The sequence below is a fragment of the Stenotrophomonas sp. genome (genome assembly GCF_059505245.1).
Map to the genome: position 1 here is coordinate 217716 of NZ_JCACKF010000050.1, position 17663 is coordinate 235378.

Here is a 17663-nt window from a genome sequence, read left to right on the forward strand (position 1 = left end):
CCTGCCCAGACGTAGAAGCATAATGGCACGCAAGGCAGCTGTCAACAGTCGCCTGTTGACGCCGCCTGAATGGCATTGACCCTTCCTGGTCCGGGGAACACAAGGCACATCCTGTGCCTGCTTTCCCATTTGATACGCCCCGATGCCCTACCCAGGCAACATCGGGGCGCAGATACTACCAGATTACTCGATGATCTTCGAGACCACGCCGGCGCCGACGGTACGGCCGCCTTCGCGGATGGCGAAGCGCAGGCCTTCGTCCATTGCCACCGGGTTGATCAGGGTGACGACCATCTTGACGTTGTCACCCGGCATCACCATTTCGACGCCTTCCGGCAGCGCAGCTGCGCCGGTGATGTCGGTGGTGCGGAAGTAGAACTGCGGACGGTAGCCGTTGAAGAACGGGGTGTGGCGGCCGCCTTCGTCCTTCGACAGGACGTACACTTCGCCTTCGAACTTGGTGTGCGGCTTGATCGTGCCCGGCTTGGCCAGCACCTGGCCACGCTCGACGTCGTCACGCTTGGTGCCGCGCAGCAGCAGGCCAGCGTTGTCGCCTGCCTGACCCTGGTCCAGCAGCTTGCGGAACATTTCAACGCCGGTCACGGTGGTCTTCTGCACCGGACGGATGCCGACGATTTCGATTTCGTCGCCAACCTTGATCACGCCACGCTCGATACGACCGGTCACCACGGTGCCGCGGCCCGAGATCGAGAACACGTCTTCCACCGGCATCAGGAACGGCTTGTCGATCGCACGCTCCGGCTCCGGAATCCAGCTGTCCAGCGCGTCGACCAGCTTCAGGATGGCCGGCACACCGATGTCGCTCTGGTCGCCTTCCAGCGCCAGGCGGGCCGAACCGGCGATGATCGGGGTGTCGTCGCCCGGGAACTCGTACTTGCTCAGCAGTTCGCGCACTTCCATCTCGACCAACTCGAGCAGCTCGGCGTCGTCGACCATGTCGGCCTTGTTCAGGAACACGACGATGTACGGCACGCCGACCTGGCGCGACAGCAGGATGTGCTCACGGGTCTGCGGCATCGGGCCGTCAGCGGCCGAGCACACCAGGATCGCGCCGTCCATCTGGGCGGCACCGGTGATCATGTTCTTGACGTAGTCAGCGTGGCCCGGGCAGTCAACGTGGGCGTAGTGACGGATCGGGGATTCGTATTCGACGTGCGCGGTCGAGATCGTGATACCACGAGCCTTTTCTTCCGGCGCGGCGTCGATCGAGGAGTAGTCCTTGAACTCGCCACCGAAGCGCTCGGCACCGATCTTGGTCAGTGCGGCGGTCAGCGTGGTCTTGCCGTGATCGACGTGACCGATGGTGCCGACGTTGACGTGCGGCTTGGTGCGCTCGAACTTACCCTTTGCCATTGTTCTATACCTTGATTGTTCGTAAGTGGTTTCAAGAGAGGCTGAGCGAGGCTCAGCCCTTCTTCATGACGGCTTCGGCGATGTTGGTCGGAGCCGGCTCGTAGTGATCGAATTCCATGGTGAAGGTGGCGCGGCCCTGGGTCTGCGAACGCAGCGCAGTGGCGTAGCCGAACATTTCACCCAGCGGGATCATCGCGTTGATGATGCTGGCCGAACCGTCACCGGTGGTGTCGGAACCCTGCAGCACGCCGCGACGACGGCTGACGTCGCCCATCACGTCACCCTGGTAATCCTCCGGGGTCACGATCTCGACCTTCATGATCGGCTCCAGCAGCACCGGCTTGGCCTTGGCGAAGCCCTGCTTGAAGGCCATCGACGAAGCCAGCTTGAACGCCATTTCCGAGGAGTCGACGTCGTGGTACGAACCGAACACCAGCTTCACCTTGACGTCCACGACCGGGAAGCCAGCCAGCGGACCGCTGGTGATGGTTTCGCGCAGGCCCTTTTCAACCGACGGAATGAATTCCTTCGGGATCACGCCGCCGGTGATGTCGTTGATGAACAGGAAGTCGTCCTTGATGGCCGGAGCCAGCTTCGGATCGGCACGGTCTTCAGCGGTGATCGGCGACAGCTCGATCACGACGTGACCGTACTGACCCTTACCACCGGACTGCTTGGCGTGCTTGTAGTCCGACTTGACGTCGGCCAGGGTGATGGTTTCGCGGTAGGCCACCTGCGGCGCGCCGACGTTAGCTTCAACGTTGAACTCGCGCTTCAGGCGGTCGACGATGATGTCCAGGTGCAGCTCGCCCATGCCCGAGATGATGGTCTGGCCGGATTCTTCGTCGGTCTTGACGCGGAACGACGGATCTTCCTGCGCCAGACGGCCCAGGGCCAGACCCATCTTTTCCTGGTCCGACTTGGTCTTCGGCTCGACGGCCATCGAGATCACCGGCTCCGGGAACGTCATGCGCTCCAGGATGATCGGCGCGTCCACGGCGCACAGGGTGTCACCGGTGGTGGTGTCCTTCAGGCCCACGGCAGCAGCGATGTCACCAGCCAGAACTTCCTTGATTTCCTCGCGGTTGTTCGAGTGCATCTGCAGGATGCGACCGATGCGCTCCTTCTTGCCCTTCACCGAGTTCAGCACGGTGTCGCCACCGTTCAGGGTGCCCGAGTAGACGCGGAAGAAGGTCAGCGCGCCGACGAACGGGTCGGTGATGATCTTGAAGGCCAGCGACGAGAACGGAGCCTTGTCGTCCGACTTGCGGGTCATCTCGACGGTGTCGTCGTCAACGTCCACGCCCTTCACGTCCGGCACGTCGACCGGCGACGGCAGCAGCTGGATCACGCCGTCCAGCATGGCCTGCACGCCCTTGTTCTTGAAGGCCGAGCCGCAGTACATCGGCACGATCTCGGTGGCCAGGGTGCGGGTACGCAGCGCGTTGATGATTTCAGCCTCGGCCAGCTCTTCGCCGCCCAGGTACTTTTCCATCAGCTCTTCGCTGGCTTCGGCAGCGGTCTCGACCATGAACTGGCGAGCCTCTTCGGCAGCCGCCTGCAGATCGGCCGGGATGTCGCTGTATTCGAACTTCATGCCCTGCGAAGCCTCATCCCAATGGATGGCCTTCATCTTCAGCAGGTCGACAACGCCCTTGAAGTTGTCTTCAGCGCCGATCGGCAGCTGCATCGGCACGGCGACCGCGCCCAGCTTGGCCTTCAGCTGGCCGACGACCTTCTGGAAGTTGGCACCGGTGCGGTCCATCTTGTTGACGAACGCGATGCGCGGCACGTGGTACTTGTTGGCCTGGCGCCACACGGTTTCCGACTGCGGCTGCACGCCACCGACGGCACACAGGACGAAGACGGCACCGTCGAGCACGCGCAGCGAGCGCTCCACTTCGATGGTGAAGTCGACGTGCCCGGGGGTGTCGATGATGTTGAAGCGGTGCTCCGGCAGGGACTTGTCCATGCCCTTCCAGAACGCGGTGGTGGCAGCGGACTGGATCGTGATGCCACGCTCCTGCTCCTGCTCCATCCAGTCCATGGTGGCGGCGCCGTCGTGCACTTCACCGATCTTGTGGCTCTTGCCGGTGTAGAACAGGATGCGCTCGGACGTGGTGGTCTTGCCGGCATCGATGTGAGCCATGATGCCGAAGTTACGGTAACGCTCGATGGGAGTGGAACGGGCCACGGGAGCCTCTCAGATTTCTTGGATTTCGGATGGCCGAACGCCGCCTTTCGGCGGCCTTCGGATTGGCGCAGCCCTTCTGGGACCGCGAGGCAGCACGCACCGAAGTGGTGCTGCCCTGCCTGTTTTACAAGGCCGTCAAACTCACCAGCGGTAGTGGGCGAATGCCTTGTTGGCTTCGGCCATGCGGTGGGTTTCTTCGCGCTTCTTGATGGCGCCGCCACGGTTTTCCGAGGCGTCGATCAGTTCAGCAGCCAGCTTCTTCGGCATGGTGTTCTCACCACGCTTGCGCGCGGAGTCGATCAGCCAGCGCATGGCCAGGGCCATCTTGCGCGACGAACGCACTTCGACCGGCACCTGGTAGGTGGCACCACCGACGCGACGCGACTTGACTTCGACCGCCGGAGCGACGTTGTCCAGAGCCTTCTGCACCAGTTCAATGGCGTTGGCGCTGCTGTTCTTCTCGGTGATCACGTCCATGGCGCCGTACACGATCTTTTCGGCGACGGACTTCTTGCCGCTCTGCATGACCATGTTGATGAAGCGGGCGATGGTTTCGCTTCCGTGCTTCGGATCGGGCAGGACGGAACGCTGCGGAGTATTACCCTTACGCGACATAGTGCTCTCTCCTTATGCCTTCGGACGCTTGGCGCCGTACTTGGAACGGGCCTGGCGACGCTTGGCAACGCCGGCGGCGTCGAGCGAGCCACGAACGGTGTGGTAACGCACACCCGGCAGGTCCTTGACGCGACCGCCGCGGATCAGGACCACGGAGTGCTCCTGCAGGTTGTGGCCTTCACCACCGATGTAGGAAATCACTTCTTCCTGGTTGGTCAGGCGGACCTTGGCAACCTTGCGCAGAGCCGAGTTCGGCTTCTTCGGAGTGGTGGTGTAGACACGGGTGCAGACGCCACGGCGCTGCGGGCACTTGTCGAGCGCCGGCGAGGCACTCTTGTAGGTGGTCGCTTGCCGCGGCTTGCGGACCAGCTGGTTGATCGTCGCCATCAGTAGGTTCTTCTGATTGGTGGCCGGAAAATCCGACCAGAGATGCGGAAATGTTAAAGCAGGCCGAAATTCTGGCCTGCTGAGACAGACGATTGTAGCAACCTGCCAGGAAAGCAGTCAAACGCCTCCTGTCAAGCCCGTCCCTGATCCCGGGACGTTACTGGGGGGCCTCCATGTACCCCGTTCAGGTTGACAGGGTCGATCGCGGACGATCTCCCCTGCCCTTTCCCAATCCCATCGATGGACCGATGGGGTGGTCCGGCCTTGCGGCCGGACCGGCTACCTCATTCTTCGCCCGACGCCTGTTCAGCTTCGGCTTCAACCACCGTTGCCTCGACCGCGACCGGGGTACCGGCCAGGGTCTGCATTTCCGACTCGGTGAGACCGGAAGCGCCGCGACGGCGGTTGCTGTGGTACGCCAGGCCGGTACCGGCCGGAATCAGGCGACCCACGATGACGTTTTCCTTCAGGCCACGCAGGTTGTCCGAGGTGCCGCGGACGGCCGCTTCGGTCAGCACGCGGGTGGTTTCCTGGAACGAAGCGGCCGAGATGAACGATTCGGTCGCCAGCGACGCCTTGGTGATACCCAGCAGGACCGGATCGAAGTGCGCCGGCAGCTCGTTGCGGGCCGACAGGCGCGCATTTTCCTCGATAACGCGCTGACGCTCCACCTGTTCGCCGTTCAGGAACTTGCTGCTGCCCTGATCGGTGATCTCGACCTTGCGCAGCATCTGGCGGGTGATCACCTCGATGTGCTTGTCGTTGATCTTCACGCCCTGCAGGCGGTACACGTCCTGGATTTCCTTCACCAAGTAGGCCGCCAGCGGCTCGACGCCCAGCAGGCGCAGGATGTCCTGCGGGCTCGGCTCGCCGTCCACGATGGTTTCACCCTTGGTGACATGCTCGCCTTCGAACACGATGACCTGGCGGTACTTCGGGATCAGCTCTTCGTGCTCCGAACCATCGGTGTCCTTGATGATCAGGCGCTGCTTGCCCTTGGTGTCCTTGCCGAAGCTGATGATGCCCGAACGCTCGGCCAGCACCGCCGGATCCTTCGGCTTGCGCGCTTCGAACAGGTCGGCCACGCGCGGCAGACCACCGGTGATGTCGCGGGTCTTCGACGCTTCCTGCGGGATCTTGGCGACGACGTCGCCCACGCCCACCGGGGCGCCGTCCTGCAGGTTGACGATCGAACGCGGCGGCAGCAGGTACTGCGCCGGCAGGTCGGTGCCCGGAATCGACAGGTCGTTGCCCTTGGCGTCGACGATGCGCACGATCGGGCGCAGGTCCTTGGCCTGGGTACCACGACGCTTCGGATCGGTGATTTCGCGCGAAGCCAGGCCGGTCAGCTCGTCAGTCTTCTCGATGACGGTGATGCCATCAACGAAGTCGATGAAGCGGATGAAGCCGGCCACTTCCGACACGATCGGGTGGTTATGCGGATCCCAGTTGGCCACGGTCTGGCCAGCCTTGATCGCATCACCGTCCTTGGACGTGATGGTCGCACCGTACGGCAGCTTGTAACGCTCACGCTCACGGCCGTGGGCATCGAGCACCGAGATTTCGCCCGAGCGCGACACTGCGACCAGCGAGCCGTTGGCATGCTCGACCGACTTGAGGTTGCTGAACTTGACCGAGCCGGTGGTCTTGACGGTGATGTTGTCGACCGCTGCAGCTCGCGACGCCGCACCACCGATGTGGAACGTACGCATGGTCAGCTGGGTACCCGGCTCACCGATGGACTGCGCGGCGATGACGCCGACCGCTTCACCGATGTTGACCAGGTGGCCACGGGCCAGGTCGCGGCCGTAGCAGCGCGAGCAGACACCGAACGCCGATTCGCAGGAGATGGTCGAGCGGACCTTGATGGTCTGCACGCCGGCATCTTCCAGCTTGGCGACCCAGGCTTCGTCGAGCAGGGTGTTGCGGGTGACGATCGGATCCTCGTCGTTGCCCGGCAGGAACACGTCCTCGGCAACCACGCGACCCAGCACGCGGTCCTTCAGCGGCTCGACCACGTCGCCGCCTTCCACGATCGGGGTCATGATCAGGCCTTCGGTGGTACCGCAATCCACCTCGGTGATCACCACGTCCTGCGCGACGTCGACCAGACGACGGGTCAGGTAACCCGAGTTCGCGGTCTTCAGCGCGGTATCGGCCAGACCCTTACGGGCACCGTGGGTGGAGTTGAAGTACTCCTGCACGTTCAGCCCTTCGCGGAAGTTCGCCTTGATGGGCGTCTCGATGATCGAGCCGTCCGGGCGGGCCATCAGGCCGCGCATGCCGGCCAGCTGACGGATCTGCGCCTGCGAACCACGCGCACCGGAGTCGGCCATGATGTACAGCGAGTTCATCGACTTCTGGTCGATGGTCTCGCCCTTGGCATTGACCACCTTCTCGGTACCGATGGTGTCCATCATCGCCTTGGCGATGCGCTCGTTGGTGCGCGACCAGATGTCGACCACCTTGTTGTAGCGCTCGCCGGCGGTGACCAGGCCCGACTGGTACTGCTCCTGGATTTCCAGCACTTCGGCTTCGGCCTCGGTGAGGATGCCCTTCTTCTCGTCCGGGATCAGCATGTCGTCGATGCCGATCGAGACGCCGGCGCGGGTCGCGTAGGCGAAGCCGGTGTACATCAGCTTGTCGGCGAACACGACCGTGTCCTTCAGGCCCAGCTGGCGGTAGCTGGAGTTGATCAGGCGGCTGATGTTCTTCTTGGTCAGCTCGGTGTTGGCCAGCGCGAACGGCAGGCCTTCCGGCAGGATTTCAGCCAGCAGGGCGCGACCGATCGTGGTGTCCACGATCGAGGTCTTGTTCTGCTTGTTGCCGTCTTCGTCGGTCACCACCTCGGTGATGCGGACCTTGACCTTGGCGTGCAGTTCCACCACGCGGTTGTCGTAGGCACGCTTCACTTCGGCGATGTTGGCGAAGGCCATGCCCTCGCCCTTCTTGTTTTCCAGCGAGCGGGTCATGTAGTACAGACCCAGCACGACGTCCTGCGACGGCACGATGATCGGCTCGCCGTTGGCCGGCGACAGGATGTTGTTGGTCGACATCATCAGCGCACGCGCTTCCAGCTGGGCTTCCAGCGAGAGCGGCACGTGGACGGCCATCTGGTCACCGTCGAAGTCGGCGTTGAACGCGGCGCAGACCAGCGGGTGCAGCTGGATCGCCTTGCCTTCGATCAGCACCGGCTCGAACGCCTGGATGCCCAGACGGTGCAGGGTCGGCGCACGGTTCAGCATCACCGGATGCTCGCGGATGACCTCTTCCAGGATGTCCCAGACTTCGGCTTCTTCGCGCTCGACCAGCTTCTTGGCGGCCTTGATGGTGGTGGCCAGGCCACGACGCTGCAGCTTGGCGAAGACGAACGGCTTGAACAGCTCCAGCGCCATCTTCTTCGGCAGGCCGCACTGATGCAGGCGCAGGTACGGACCGACCACGATGACCGAACGGCCCGAGTAGTCGACGCGCTTGCCGAGCAGGTTCTGGCGGAAGCGACCCTGCTTGCCCTTGATCATGTCGGCCAGCGACTTCAGCGGGCGCTTGTTGGTGCCGGTGATGGCACGGCCGCGACGGCCGTTGTCCAGCAGCGCATCGACCGATTCCTGCAGCATGCGCTTTTCATTGCGCACGATGATGTCCGGCGCGCTCAGCTCGAGCAGGCGGCGCAGGCGGTTGTTGCGGTTGATGACGCGGCGGTACAGGTCGTTCAGGTCGGAGGTCGCGAAGCGGCCGCCATCCAGCGGGACCAGCGGGCGCAGGTCCGGCGGCAGCACCGGCAGCACGGTCATGACCATCCATTCCGGACGGTTGCCCGATTCCAGGAAGGCCTCGATCAGCTTGATGCGCTTGGTGAGACGCTTGAGCTTGGTTTCCGAGCCGGTAGCGGCGATTTCCTCGCGCAGGCGGGTCATTTCCGACTGCAGGTCGATCGTGCGCAGCAGTTCGTACACGGCCTCGGCGCCCATGGCGGCGTCGAAGTCGTCACCGTGCTCCTGGCGGGCCTGCAGGTACTGTTCTTCGGTCAGCAGCTGGCGGCGCTCCAGGGCGGTCAGGCCCGGCTCGGTCACCACGTACGCTTCGAAGTACAGCACGCGCTCGATATCGCGCAGGGTCATGTCCAGCATCAGGCCGATGCGCGACGGCAGCGACTTCAGGAACCAGATGTGCGCGACCGGCGACGCCAGGTCGATGTGGCCCATGCGCTCACGGCGCACCTTGGCCAGGGTCACTTCGGTGCCGCACTTTTCGCAGACCACGCCGCGGTGCTTCATGCGCTTGTACTTGCCGCACAGGCACTCGTAGTCCTTCACCGGGCCGAAGATGGCGGCGCAGAACAGGCCGTCGCGTTCCGGCTTGAAGGTACGGTAGTTGATGGTTTCCGGCTTCTTCACTTCGCCGAAGGACCACGAACGGATCAGGTCCGGCGAGGCCAGCGCGATCTTGATCGCGTCGAAGTCCAGCGTCTGGCGCTGCTGGTTGAAGAGGTTGAGCAGGTCTTTCATGGTGTTCTCCAGAAGGAGGAATGCTGTGTCGATGGGCTTTCAGTTGACTGCCAGCGGCGCGGCGGCGGAGGCCGCCGCGCCGGCATGGATCAGTTGTCTTCCAGTTCCATGTTGATGGCCAGCGAGCGGATTTCCTTCACGAGCACGTTGAAGGATTCCGGCATGCCCGCGACCATCTCGTGCTCACCGTCGACAATGTTCTTGTACATCTGGTTGCGGCCTTGCACGTCATCGGACTTCACCGTCAGCATTTCCTGCAGGGTGTAGGCCGCGCCGTAGGCTTCCAGCGCCCAGACTTCCATTTCACCGAAGCGCTGGCCGCCGAACTGCGCCTTGCCGCCCAGCGGCTGCTGGGTGACGAGCGAGTACGGACCGGTCGAACGGGCGTGCATCTTGTCGTCGACCAGGTGGTTCAGCTTCAGGTAGTGCATGTAGCCAACGGTGGTGTGGCGATCGAAGGCTTCACCGGTGCGGCCGTCGTACAGCTGGGTCTGGCCGCTGCTCGGCAGGTCGGCCAGTTCCAGCATGCGCTTGATTTCCGCTTCGGTGGCGCCGTCGAACACCGGGGTAGCCATCGGCACGCCGTCGGTCAGGTTGCGGGCCAGGCGCAGCAGTTCCTCGTCGCTGAACTGCGACAGGTCGACACGGTTGGCCACGTTGGTGTCGTCGTGGTTGTAGATGTCGTCCAGGAACTTGCGCAGGTCGGCGACCGCCGCCTGGGCTTCCATCATCGCCTGGATCTTGCGACCCAGACCCTTGGCGGCCCAGCCCAGGTGCACTTCCAGGATCTGGCCGATGTTCATGCGCGACGGCACGCCCAGCGGGTTCAGCACGATGTCCACGGTTTCGCCCGAGGCCATGTACGGCATGTCCTCGACCGGCACCACGTTGGAGACCACACCCTTGTTGCCGTGGCGGCCAGCCATCTTGTCGCCCGGCTGGATGCGGCGCTTCACGGCCAGGAACACCTTGACCATCTTCAGAACGCCCGGAGCGAGGTCGTCACCGGCGGTGATCTTGCCGCGCTTGTCGGCGAAGCGACGCTCGAACTCCTTCTCGTGCGCCTGGATCTGCTTCTGCGCGCGCTCGATGGCTTCCGAAGCGTCCTCGTCCTTCATGCGCAGGGCGAACCAGTCAGCCTTCTTCAGGCCGTCCAGGAAGGCGTCGGTGATCACGTCACCCTTCTTCAGGCCAGCGCCACCGTTGACCACCTTGCCCACGATCTGCGAACGCAGACGCATGTAGATGGCGGCTTCCAGGATGCGGAACTGGTCGTCGAAGTCCTTCTTGACGCGCTTGATTTCAGACTCTTCGATCTGGCGGGCGCGCTTGTCCTTCTCGATGCCGTCGCGGGTGAAGACCTGCACGTCGATGACGGTGCCGTCCATGCCCGGCGGAACGCGCAGCGAGCTGTCCTTCACGTCCGAAGCCTTCTCGCCGAAGATCGCGCGCAGCAGCTTCTCTTCCGGGGTCAGCTGGCTTTCGCCCTTCGGGGTGACCTTGCCGACCAGGATGTCGCCGGCACGGACTTCCGCGCCGATGTACACCACGCCGCTCTCGTCCAGGCGGTTCAGCGCCTGCTCGGAGACGTTCGGGATGTCGGCGGAGATTTCCTCCGGCCCCAGCTTGGTGTCACGCGCGACGCAGGTCAGCTCTTCGATGTGGATCGTGGTGTAACGATCCTCTTCCACCACGCGCTCGGAGAGCAGGATGGAGTCTTCGAAGTTGTAGCCGTTCCACGGCATGAACGCGATCAGCATGTTCTGGCCCAGGGCCAGTTCGCCGATGTCGGTGGACGGACCGTCGGCCAGCACGTCGCCGCGGGCGATGACGTCACCGACCTGGACCAGCGGGCGCTGGTTGATGCAGGTGTTCTGGTTCGAACGGGTGTACTTGACCAGGTTGTAGATGTCCACGCCTGCGTCGGTGGCGCCAACGATCTCTTCCTCGTTGACCTTGACCACGATGCGGGCCGCGTCGATCTGCACGATCTCGCCACCACGACGGGCGTTCACGGTCACACCGGAGTCACGCGCCACGGCGCGCTCGATGCCGGTACCGACCAGCGGCTTCTGCGCACGCAGGGTCGGCACGGCCTGACGCTGCATGTTGGCGCCCATCAGTGCGCGGTTGGCGTCATCGTGCTCCAGGAACGGAACCAGCGCGGCCGCGATCGACACGGTCTGCATCGGCGAGACGTCCATGAAGTGGACTTCCGCCGGCGGCTTCAGCAGCGATTCGCCCTGGAAGCGGCACGGAACGAACTGCTCGGTCAGCACGCTGTCGGCATTGGTCAGGGCGTTGGCCTGCGCAATGACGTACTCGTTTTCTTCGATCGCCGACAGGAACTCGACTTCGTCATAGACCTTGCCGTCCACGACCTTGCGGTACGGGGTCTCGAGGAAACCGTACTGGTTGGTGCGGGCATACACGGCGAGCGAGTTGATCAGGCCGATGTTCGGGCCTTCCGGGGTTTCGATGGTGCAGACGCGGCCGTAATGGGTCGGGTGCACGTCGCGCACTTCGAAGCCGGCGCGCTCACGGGTCAGACCGCCCGGGCCCAGGGCCGAGACGCGACGCTTGTGAGTCACTTCCGACAGCGGGTTGTTCTGGTCCATGAACTGCGACAGCTGCGAGGAGCCGAAGAACTCCTTGATGGCAGCGGCGACCGGCTTGGCGTTGATCAGTTCCTGCGGGGTCAGGCCTTCCGACTCGGCCATCGACAGGCGCTCCTTGACCGCGCGCTCGACGCGGACCAGGCCGACGCGGAACACGTTCTCGGCCATTTCACCGACCGAACGCACGCGACGGTTGCCCAGGTGATCGATGTCATCGACCACGCCGCGACCGTTGCGGATCTCGGTCAGGACCTTGATCACGTCCAGGATGTCGGAGCTGTCGCCGTGGGCAGCGACCAGGCGCTTGGACTCTTCGTCGTTGCGCTCACCGAAGTACTTGCTGTCGTACAGCACGGCTTCGCCGGTGGTTTCCTTGCGGCCCACGCGACGGTTGAACTTCATGCGGCCGACCGCGGACAGGTCGTAGCGCTCGAAGGTGAAGAACAGGTTGTGGAACAGGTTCTGCGCGGCATCCTTGGTCGGCGGCTCGCCCGGACGCATCATGCGGTAGATCTCGACCAGGGCTTCCAGCTGGGTCTTGGTCGGATCGATGCGCAGGGTGTTGGACAGGTACGGGCCACGATCCAGGTCGTTCACCCACAGGGTGCCGACCGCATCGACGCCGGCCTTGCGGAAGGCCTGCAGCTGCTCGTCGGTGATCTCGTCGTTGGCCTGGGCCAGCAGTTCGCCGGTCGAGGCATCGACCACGTCGTGCGACAGGATGCGGCCGACGATGTAGTCGTCCGGCACGGCCAGGGCGGCGATGCCCGAGGCTTCCAGCTGCTTGATGTGGCGCGCGGTGATGCGCTTGCCGGCTTCCACGATGACCTTGTCGCCGTCGGCGAGGTCGAAGCCCAGGGTTTCGCCACGCAGGCGCTCCGGCACCAGCTCCAGCTGGACGCCTTCATCCGGGTTGATGTGGAAGGTGTTGATCTCGAAGAACTCGGCCAGCATCTCTTCGTTGCTGTAGCCGAGCGCGCGCAGCAGGATCGACACCGGCAGCTTGCGGCGACGGTCGATACGGGTGAACAGCGCGTCCTTCGGGTCGAACTCGAAGTCCAGCCAGGAGCCGCGGTAAGGAATGATGCGGGCGCTGTACAGCAGCTTGCCCGAGCTGTGGGTCTTGCCACGGTCGTGGTCGAAGAACACGCCCGGCGAGCGGTGCAGCTGCGAGACGATGACGCGCTCGGTGCCGTTGACGATGAAGGTGCCGTTCTCGGTCATCAGCGGGATTTCGCCCAGATAGACCTCCTGCTCCTTCACGTACTTGATGGCCTTGGTCGACGACTCACGGTCGTAGATCACCAGGCGCACGGTCACGCGCAGCGGGGCGCCGTAGCTCATGCCGCGCTGGCGGCACTCACGCTCGTCGAAGACCGGTTCGCCCAGCTTGTAGCCGACGTATTCCAGGGCAGCATTGCCGCTGTAGCTGGCGATCGGGAAGACCGACTTCAGCGCAGCGTGCAGGCCGTGGTCCGTGCGCTTGGCCGGATCGACGTTTTCCTGCAGGAATTCACGATAGGAATCCACCTGGATGGCGAGCAGGAACGGCACTTCGAGAATCGAGCGCTGCTTGCCGAAATCCTTGCGGATACGCTTTTTTTCGGTGAACGAATAGGACGTCATGAGGTCTTCCACCTTGTTGTGCGGATCGTGCGCCCACGATCCGAAGGGAACTTGAAATTGTCAGTTGGAAGTCGCTGGTATTGCCGGCACCAGCACGCCTTCTCCCGCTACTTCCAACTGCCAACTCGTCTGCTACCACTCCCCCGCTGCCGCGCCGTGCGCTGGCCTGCCGGGGTTTGACTGCAGCCCGTGTTGGGCTTTTTCCTGCTTTTGAAACAGTCGACTAACAGTCGACCCTACCGGTACCGCAACAACGACCAAAGGCCGGGGGCTTACGCCCCCAGCCTTGGCTGCATCGCCGTGAATCGGTGACGATGCAAGGTAACTGCTTACTTGACTTCGACAGTCGCGCCAGCAGCTTCCAGGTCCTTCTTCATCTTCTCGGCGTCTTCCTTCGAAGCGCCTTCCTTCAGGACGCCACCGGCTTCGGCCAGGTCCTTCGCTTCCTTCAGGCCCAGGCCGGTGATGGCGCGGACGGCCTTGATGACCTCGACCTTCTTCTCGCCGGCGGTCTTCAGGGTGACGGTGAACTCGGTCTGCTCTTCAACAGCAGCGGCCGGGCCAGCGGCAGCAGCCACGGCAACCGGAGCAGCGGCGGAGACGCCGAACTTCTCTTCGATGGCCTTGACCAGCTCCATCACTTCCATCAGGGACTTCTCGGCGATGGCGTCGACGATCTGTTCGTTGGTAAGGGACATGATTAATACCTTTGGATGATTTTCTGGGTTGAGGTTCCGTCAGGAACCACGGTAAGTCGAAACTCAGGCGGTCTCGGCGGCCGGCTCGGCAGCGTCGGCGGCGACATCGCCACCCCCCTGCTTCTCGCCAACGGCCTTGATGGCGCGGGCAAACATCGTGACCGGCTCGGTCAGGACGCGGGCCAGCATGGCCAGGGCCTGGTCGCGGGTCGGCAGCGAGGCCAGCACTTCGACGTGGCTTGCCGGGAACACTTCGCCACCGATGGCGACGACCTTAGCCTTCAGCTTGTCGTTGCCCTTGGCGGCTTCCTTGATCAGGCGACCGGCAGCGCCGGGCTCCTCGAGCGAGAACGCGTACAGCAGCGGACCAACCATCTGGTCCTGGGCGACTGCGAACTCGGTGCCTTCAACGGCGCGCGAAGCCAGGGTGTTCTTGACAACCTTCAAGAAAACACCGGTTTCACGAGCCTGCTTGCGCATCGCGGTCATCTGGGCGACCGTGGTGCCAGCGTATTCGGCTGCGATCAAGGAGTGGGCCTTGGCGGCGACGTCTGCCAGCTCGGCGACTACTTCTTGCTTCTGGGACAGATTGAGAGCCATTGCACTCCTCCTATTGAACTCCGCTTACGGCTCCTGCCGTGTGCGGTCCTGTGCGGCATCCGTCCTGGACGCCGGGAACATCGGGATGATGTTCCGGGGGTGGGCCGTTCTAGACCTGGAGTGGGCCAACCTGGGAAACCCAGACGTGCGTGAACCAGAAAAACTCCAGAAGGGCACCATCTACGCAGGGTGATTCCGGGGAATCGATTAAGCGCTCATGACTGCTCCGGCGGCGACTCCTTGCCAGATCGAGCTTCCGTGCCCGTCGCCGGTATTGCCACGACCGCGCCTGCGGTCTTTGACGGCTACCGCAGGCGATGCACTGCCAGCGATGCCTTCAAATGTCACGGTCACGGCACCGAAGGTACCGTGACCGCTTGAAACAATTACTTCAGGGTCAGCGACGACTGGTCGACGGTGACGCCCGGGCCCATCGTCGAGCTGACCGAAACCTTCTGCAGGTAGGTGCCCTTCGAGGTGGCCGGCTTGGCCTTGATCAGGTCCAGCAGCAGCGCGGTCAGGTTCGACTTCAGCGCGTCTTCGGCGAAGTCGGCCTTGCCGATGGTGCAGTGGATGATGCCGGCCTTGTCGGTGCGGTAACGGACCTGACCCGACTTGGCGTTCTTCACGGCTTCACCCGGGTTCGGGGAAACAGTGCCGACCTTCGGGTTCGGCATCAGGCCGCGCGGGCCCAGCACGGTGCCCAGCTTACCGACGACGCGCATGGCGTCCGGGGTCGCGATGACGACGTCATAGTTCAGATCACCGGCCTGCATCTTCTCGGCCAGATCGTCCATACCGACGGCTTCGGCGCCAGCGGCCAGGGCTTCATCAGCCTTGGCACCGGCCGGAGCGAACACGGCGACGCGGACCGACTTGCCGGTACCGGCCGGCAGCACGGTGGAGCCACGGACCTGCTGGTCGGACTTCTTCGCATCGACGCCCAGGCGCACGGCAACGTCGATCGACTCGACGAACTTGGCCTTGGTGGCGGTCTTCAGGATGTTGATCGCGTCCTCGAAGGCGTACGCCTTGCCCGGAACGACGGCGGCCTTGATGGCCTTCTCACGCTTGGTCTGTGCCATCTTATTAACCCTCCACCACGAGGCCCATGGAACGGGCAGAGCCAGCGATGGTACGCACGGCGGCGTCCAGGTCGGCGGCAGTCAGATCCGGTTCCTTCGCCTTGGCGATCTCTTCCAGCTGCTTACGGGTGACCTTGCCGACCTTCTCGGTGTTCGGGCGCTTGGAGCCCGACGAGATGCCAGCGGCCTTCTTCAGCAGGGTGGTAGCCGGGGTGCTCTTGGTGATGAAGGTGAACGTACGGTCCGAGTAGGCCGTAATGATCACCGGAACCGGCAGACCCGGCTCGAGCTTCTGCGTGGCAGCGTTGAACGCCTTGCAGAATTCCATGATGTTCAGACCACGCTGACCCAGCGCAGGACCGACCGGCGGCGAGGGGTTGGCCTGACCGGCCTTCACCTGCAGCTTGATGTAACCGACAACTTTCTTTGCCATGTGAGTGCTCTCCGGGTGCTAGCGCCTTTCGACAACAGGCTCCCCATCGGACCGGGAATCACGCGTCCCGGCATCGCGTTTTGAAATCATGCTGAAGGCCACCTAGCGGCGGCCTCGTTCTGCTGGCTTTCCCAGCAGGGAGCCGCGCACTATAACAGGTTTTTTCTTCACATGCCTGAAGCGGCAGGTAAACGAACGAAACCGGGCCAGGCCCGGTTTCTGGTCCGACGCCGAGCCATGCTCGACGCTACAGACAGGTCAGACGGCCTTTTCGACCTGGCCGAACTCGAGCTCGACCGGGGTCGCACGACCGAAGATCAGCACCGAGACGCGCAGACGGCTCTTCTCGTAGTTGACTTCTTCGACGACGCCATTGAAATCATTGAACGGACCGTCGGTGACGCGGACCATCTGGCCCGGCTCGAACAGCACCTTCGGACGCGGCTTCTCGACACCTTCCTGAACGCGGTTCAGGATGGCCTCGGCCTCGGAATCGGCGATCGGCAATGGACGATCGGCAGTACCGCCGATGAAGCCCATCACACGCGGGGTTTCCTTGACCAGGTGCCAGCTTTCGTTGTCGATGCGCGGAATACCGGCTTCTTCGTGGGTCTCGATCTGGACCAGCACGTAACCCGGGAAGAACTTGCGCTCGGAGCGGCGCTTCTGGCCAGCGCGCATCTCGACCACTTCTTCGGTCGGGACCAGGACGTCGCCGAAGCGCTCTTCCATGCCGTCACGGACGATGCGATCGCGCAGGGCCTGCGCCACCGACTTCTCGAAGCCCGAATAGGCGTGAACGACGTACCAACGCTTCATGCAATTCTCCTTAGCGGCTCAGGAACCACTGAGTCAGTTTCTGGATCAGGAAGTCGAAGCCACCCAGCAGCAGGCTGAGGATGAGCACCACGACGATCACGACCCAGGTCATGCGGATGGCTTCCTGGCGCGTCGGCCAGACCACCTTGCGCAGTTCGAAGCGCGACTCGGAGAGGAATTCGCGGGTGTCGCGCCCCTTGCCGGTCAGCATGAACACGCCGATACCGCCAACCAGACCGACCACGACCGCCAACGCACGCACCTGACCCGCCCACGCACCCAGCTGGGCGGCGCGACCGGAGTCGGCGGAGAACCAGAACCAGACGAACAGACCGGCCAGCACCAGCAACGATGCGGCGACATACTTGACGATATCTCCACCATTGGCGGAGTTGTCCTTGGAGTGTTCGATCTTGCTATTCATCCGGCTGTGTCTGCTTTAGCGGCGCAGGCCGCTGGGTAAGGTGGGCAGATGGCACGCCAGGAGGGACTCGAACCCCCAACCTGCGGTTTTGGAGACCGCTGCTCTGCCAATTGAGCTACTGGCGTACGTCGAAAACTTGCCTTCCCTTAGACGGCGAAGGCGGACCGAGGTTCCCGGCCCGCCATTCGCGTAACCGGCGGCGCTATGCAACCACCGGTACTGCAGGCTTACTCGATGATCTTCGAGACCACGCCGGCGCCGACGGTACGGCCGCCTTCGCGG

General features: G+C 63.4%; 12 protein-coding genes and 1 tRNA gene. All 13 read right to left on the bottom strand.

The window, feature by feature from the left end:
* Positions 1-183: 183 nt before the first annotated feature.
* The 13 genes from tuf to AC5JLE_RS20345 all read right to left on the bottom strand — a co-directional run bounded on the left by tuf (position 184) and on the right by AC5JLE_RS20345 (position 17506).
* Positions 184-1374 carry an elongation factor Tu gene (gene tuf, locus AC5JLE_RS20285; protein ID WP_014036096.1) on the bottom strand — a complete coding sequence of 397 codons (1191 nt, stop codon included), beginning with the start codon at positions 1372-1374 and terminating at the stop codon, positions 184-186.
* Between the two features lie 52 nt (positions 1375-1426).
* The gene (gene fusA, locus AC5JLE_RS20290) at positions 1427-3568 is read right to left on the bottom strand and encodes an elongation factor G (RefSeq protein WP_014646050.1); all 2142 of its coding nucleotides are present in this window, start codon (positions 3566-3568) and stop codon (positions 1427-1429) included.
* A gap of 141 nt (positions 3569-3709) precedes the next feature.
* Complete coding sequence (gene rpsG / locus AC5JLE_RS20295) at positions 3710-4183, bottom strand: 30S ribosomal protein S7 (RefSeq protein WP_004145321.1); 474 nt, start codon at positions 4181-4183, stop codon at positions 3710-3712.
* 12 nt (positions 4184-4195) lie between these two features.
* Positions 4196-4570, bottom strand: a complete 375-nt coding sequence (gene rpsL, locus AC5JLE_RS20300; protein ID WP_004145320.1) for a 30S ribosomal protein S12 — start codon at positions 4568-4570, stop codon at positions 4196-4198.
* Between the two features lie 284 nt (positions 4571-4854).
* A complete protein-coding gene (rpoC, locus tag AC5JLE_RS20305; protein ID WP_496065574.1) occupies positions 4855-9078 on the bottom strand; it encodes a DNA-directed RNA polymerase subunit beta' in 4224 nt (1407 codons plus the stop codon).
* 89 nt (positions 9079-9167) lie between these two features.
* Positions 9168-13322 (bottom strand): DNA-directed RNA polymerase subunit beta, encoded by a 4155-nt coding sequence (gene rpoB, locus AC5JLE_RS20310; protein ID WP_014036099.1) that lies wholly within the window; start codon positions 13320-13322, stop codon positions 9168-9170.
* A gap of 329 nt (positions 13323-13651) precedes the next feature.
* A complete protein-coding gene (rplL, locus tag AC5JLE_RS20315; protein ID WP_014646047.1) occupies positions 13652-14020 on the bottom strand; it encodes a 50S ribosomal protein L7/L12 in 369 nt (122 codons plus the stop codon).
* Positions 14021-14083: 63 nt separating this feature from the next.
* Complete coding sequence (rplJ, locus tag AC5JLE_RS20320) at positions 14084-14620, bottom strand: 50S ribosomal protein L10 (protein WP_010480377.1); 537 nt, start codon at positions 14618-14620, stop codon at positions 14084-14086.
* A gap of 386 nt (positions 14621-15006) precedes the next feature.
* Positions 15007-15705 (bottom strand): 50S ribosomal protein L1, encoded by a 699-nt coding sequence (gene rplA, locus AC5JLE_RS20325; RefSeq protein WP_014646045.1) that lies wholly within the window; start codon positions 15703-15705, stop codon positions 15007-15009.
* A 4-nt stretch (positions 15706-15709) separates the two neighbouring features.
* The gene (gene rplK / locus AC5JLE_RS20330) at positions 15710-16138 is read right to left on the bottom strand and encodes a 50S ribosomal protein L11 (protein WP_004145248.1); all 429 of its coding nucleotides are present in this window, start codon (positions 16136-16138) and stop codon (positions 15710-15712) included.
* A 258-nt stretch (positions 16139-16396) separates the two neighbouring features.
* Positions 16397-16957 (bottom strand): transcription termination/antitermination protein NusG, encoded by a 561-nt coding sequence (nusG, locus tag AC5JLE_RS20335; protein ID WP_004154362.1) that lies wholly within the window; start codon positions 16955-16957, stop codon positions 16397-16399.
* 10 nt (positions 16958-16967) lie between these two features.
* Positions 16968-17381 carry a preprotein translocase subunit SecE gene (secE, locus tag AC5JLE_RS20340; protein ID WP_014646044.1) on the bottom strand — a complete coding sequence of 138 codons (414 nt, stop codon included), beginning with the start codon at positions 17379-17381 and terminating at the stop codon, positions 16968-16970.
* 49 nt (positions 17382-17430) lie between these two features.
* Positions 17431-17506 (bottom strand) — tRNA-Trp (locus AC5JLE_RS20345).
* Positions 17507-17663 lie beyond the last annotated feature (157 nt).

Excerpts from the sequence above, each read along its gene's own strand:
- tuf (WP_014036096.1), bottom strand. The coding sequence starts at position 1,374 with ATGGCAAAGGGTAAGTTCGAGCGCACCAAGCCGCACGTCAACGTCGGC.
- rpsG (WP_004145321.1), bottom strand. The coding sequence starts at position 4,183 with ATGTCGCGTAAGGGTAATACTCCGCAGCGTTCCGTCCTGCCCGATCCG.
- rpsL (WP_004145320.1), bottom strand. The coding sequence starts at position 4,570 with ATGGCGACGATCAACCAGCTGGTCCGCAAGCCGCGGCAAGCGACCACC.
- rpoC (WP_496065574.1), bottom strand. The coding sequence starts at position 9,078 with ATGAAAGACCTGCTCAACCTCTTCAACCAGCAGCGCCAGACGCTGGAC.
- rpoB (WP_014036099.1), bottom strand. The coding sequence starts at position 13,322 with ATGACGTCCTATTCGTTCACCGAAAAAAAGCGTATCCGCAAGGATTTC.
- rplL (WP_014646047.1), bottom strand. The coding sequence starts at position 14,020 with ATGTCCCTTACCAACGAACAGATCGTCGACGCCATCGCCGAGAAGTCC.
- rplJ (WP_010480377.1), bottom strand. The coding sequence starts at position 14,620 with ATGGCTCTCAATCTGTCCCAGAAGCAAGAAGTAGTCGCCGAGCTGGCA.
- rplA (WP_014646045.1), bottom strand. The coding sequence starts at position 15,705 with ATGGCACAGACCAAGCGTGAGAAGGCCATCAAGGCCGCCGTCGTTCCG.
- rplK (WP_004145248.1), bottom strand. The coding sequence starts at position 16,138 with ATGGCAAAGAAAGTTGTCGGTTACATCAAGCTGCAGGTGAAGGCCGGT.
- nusG (WP_004154362.1), bottom strand. The coding sequence starts at position 16,957 with ATGAAGCGTTGGTACGTCGTTCACGCCTATTCGGGCTTCGAGAAGTCG.
- secE (WP_014646044.1), bottom strand. The coding sequence starts at position 17,381 with ATGAATAGCAAGATCGAACACTCCAAGGACAACTCCGCCAATGGTGGA.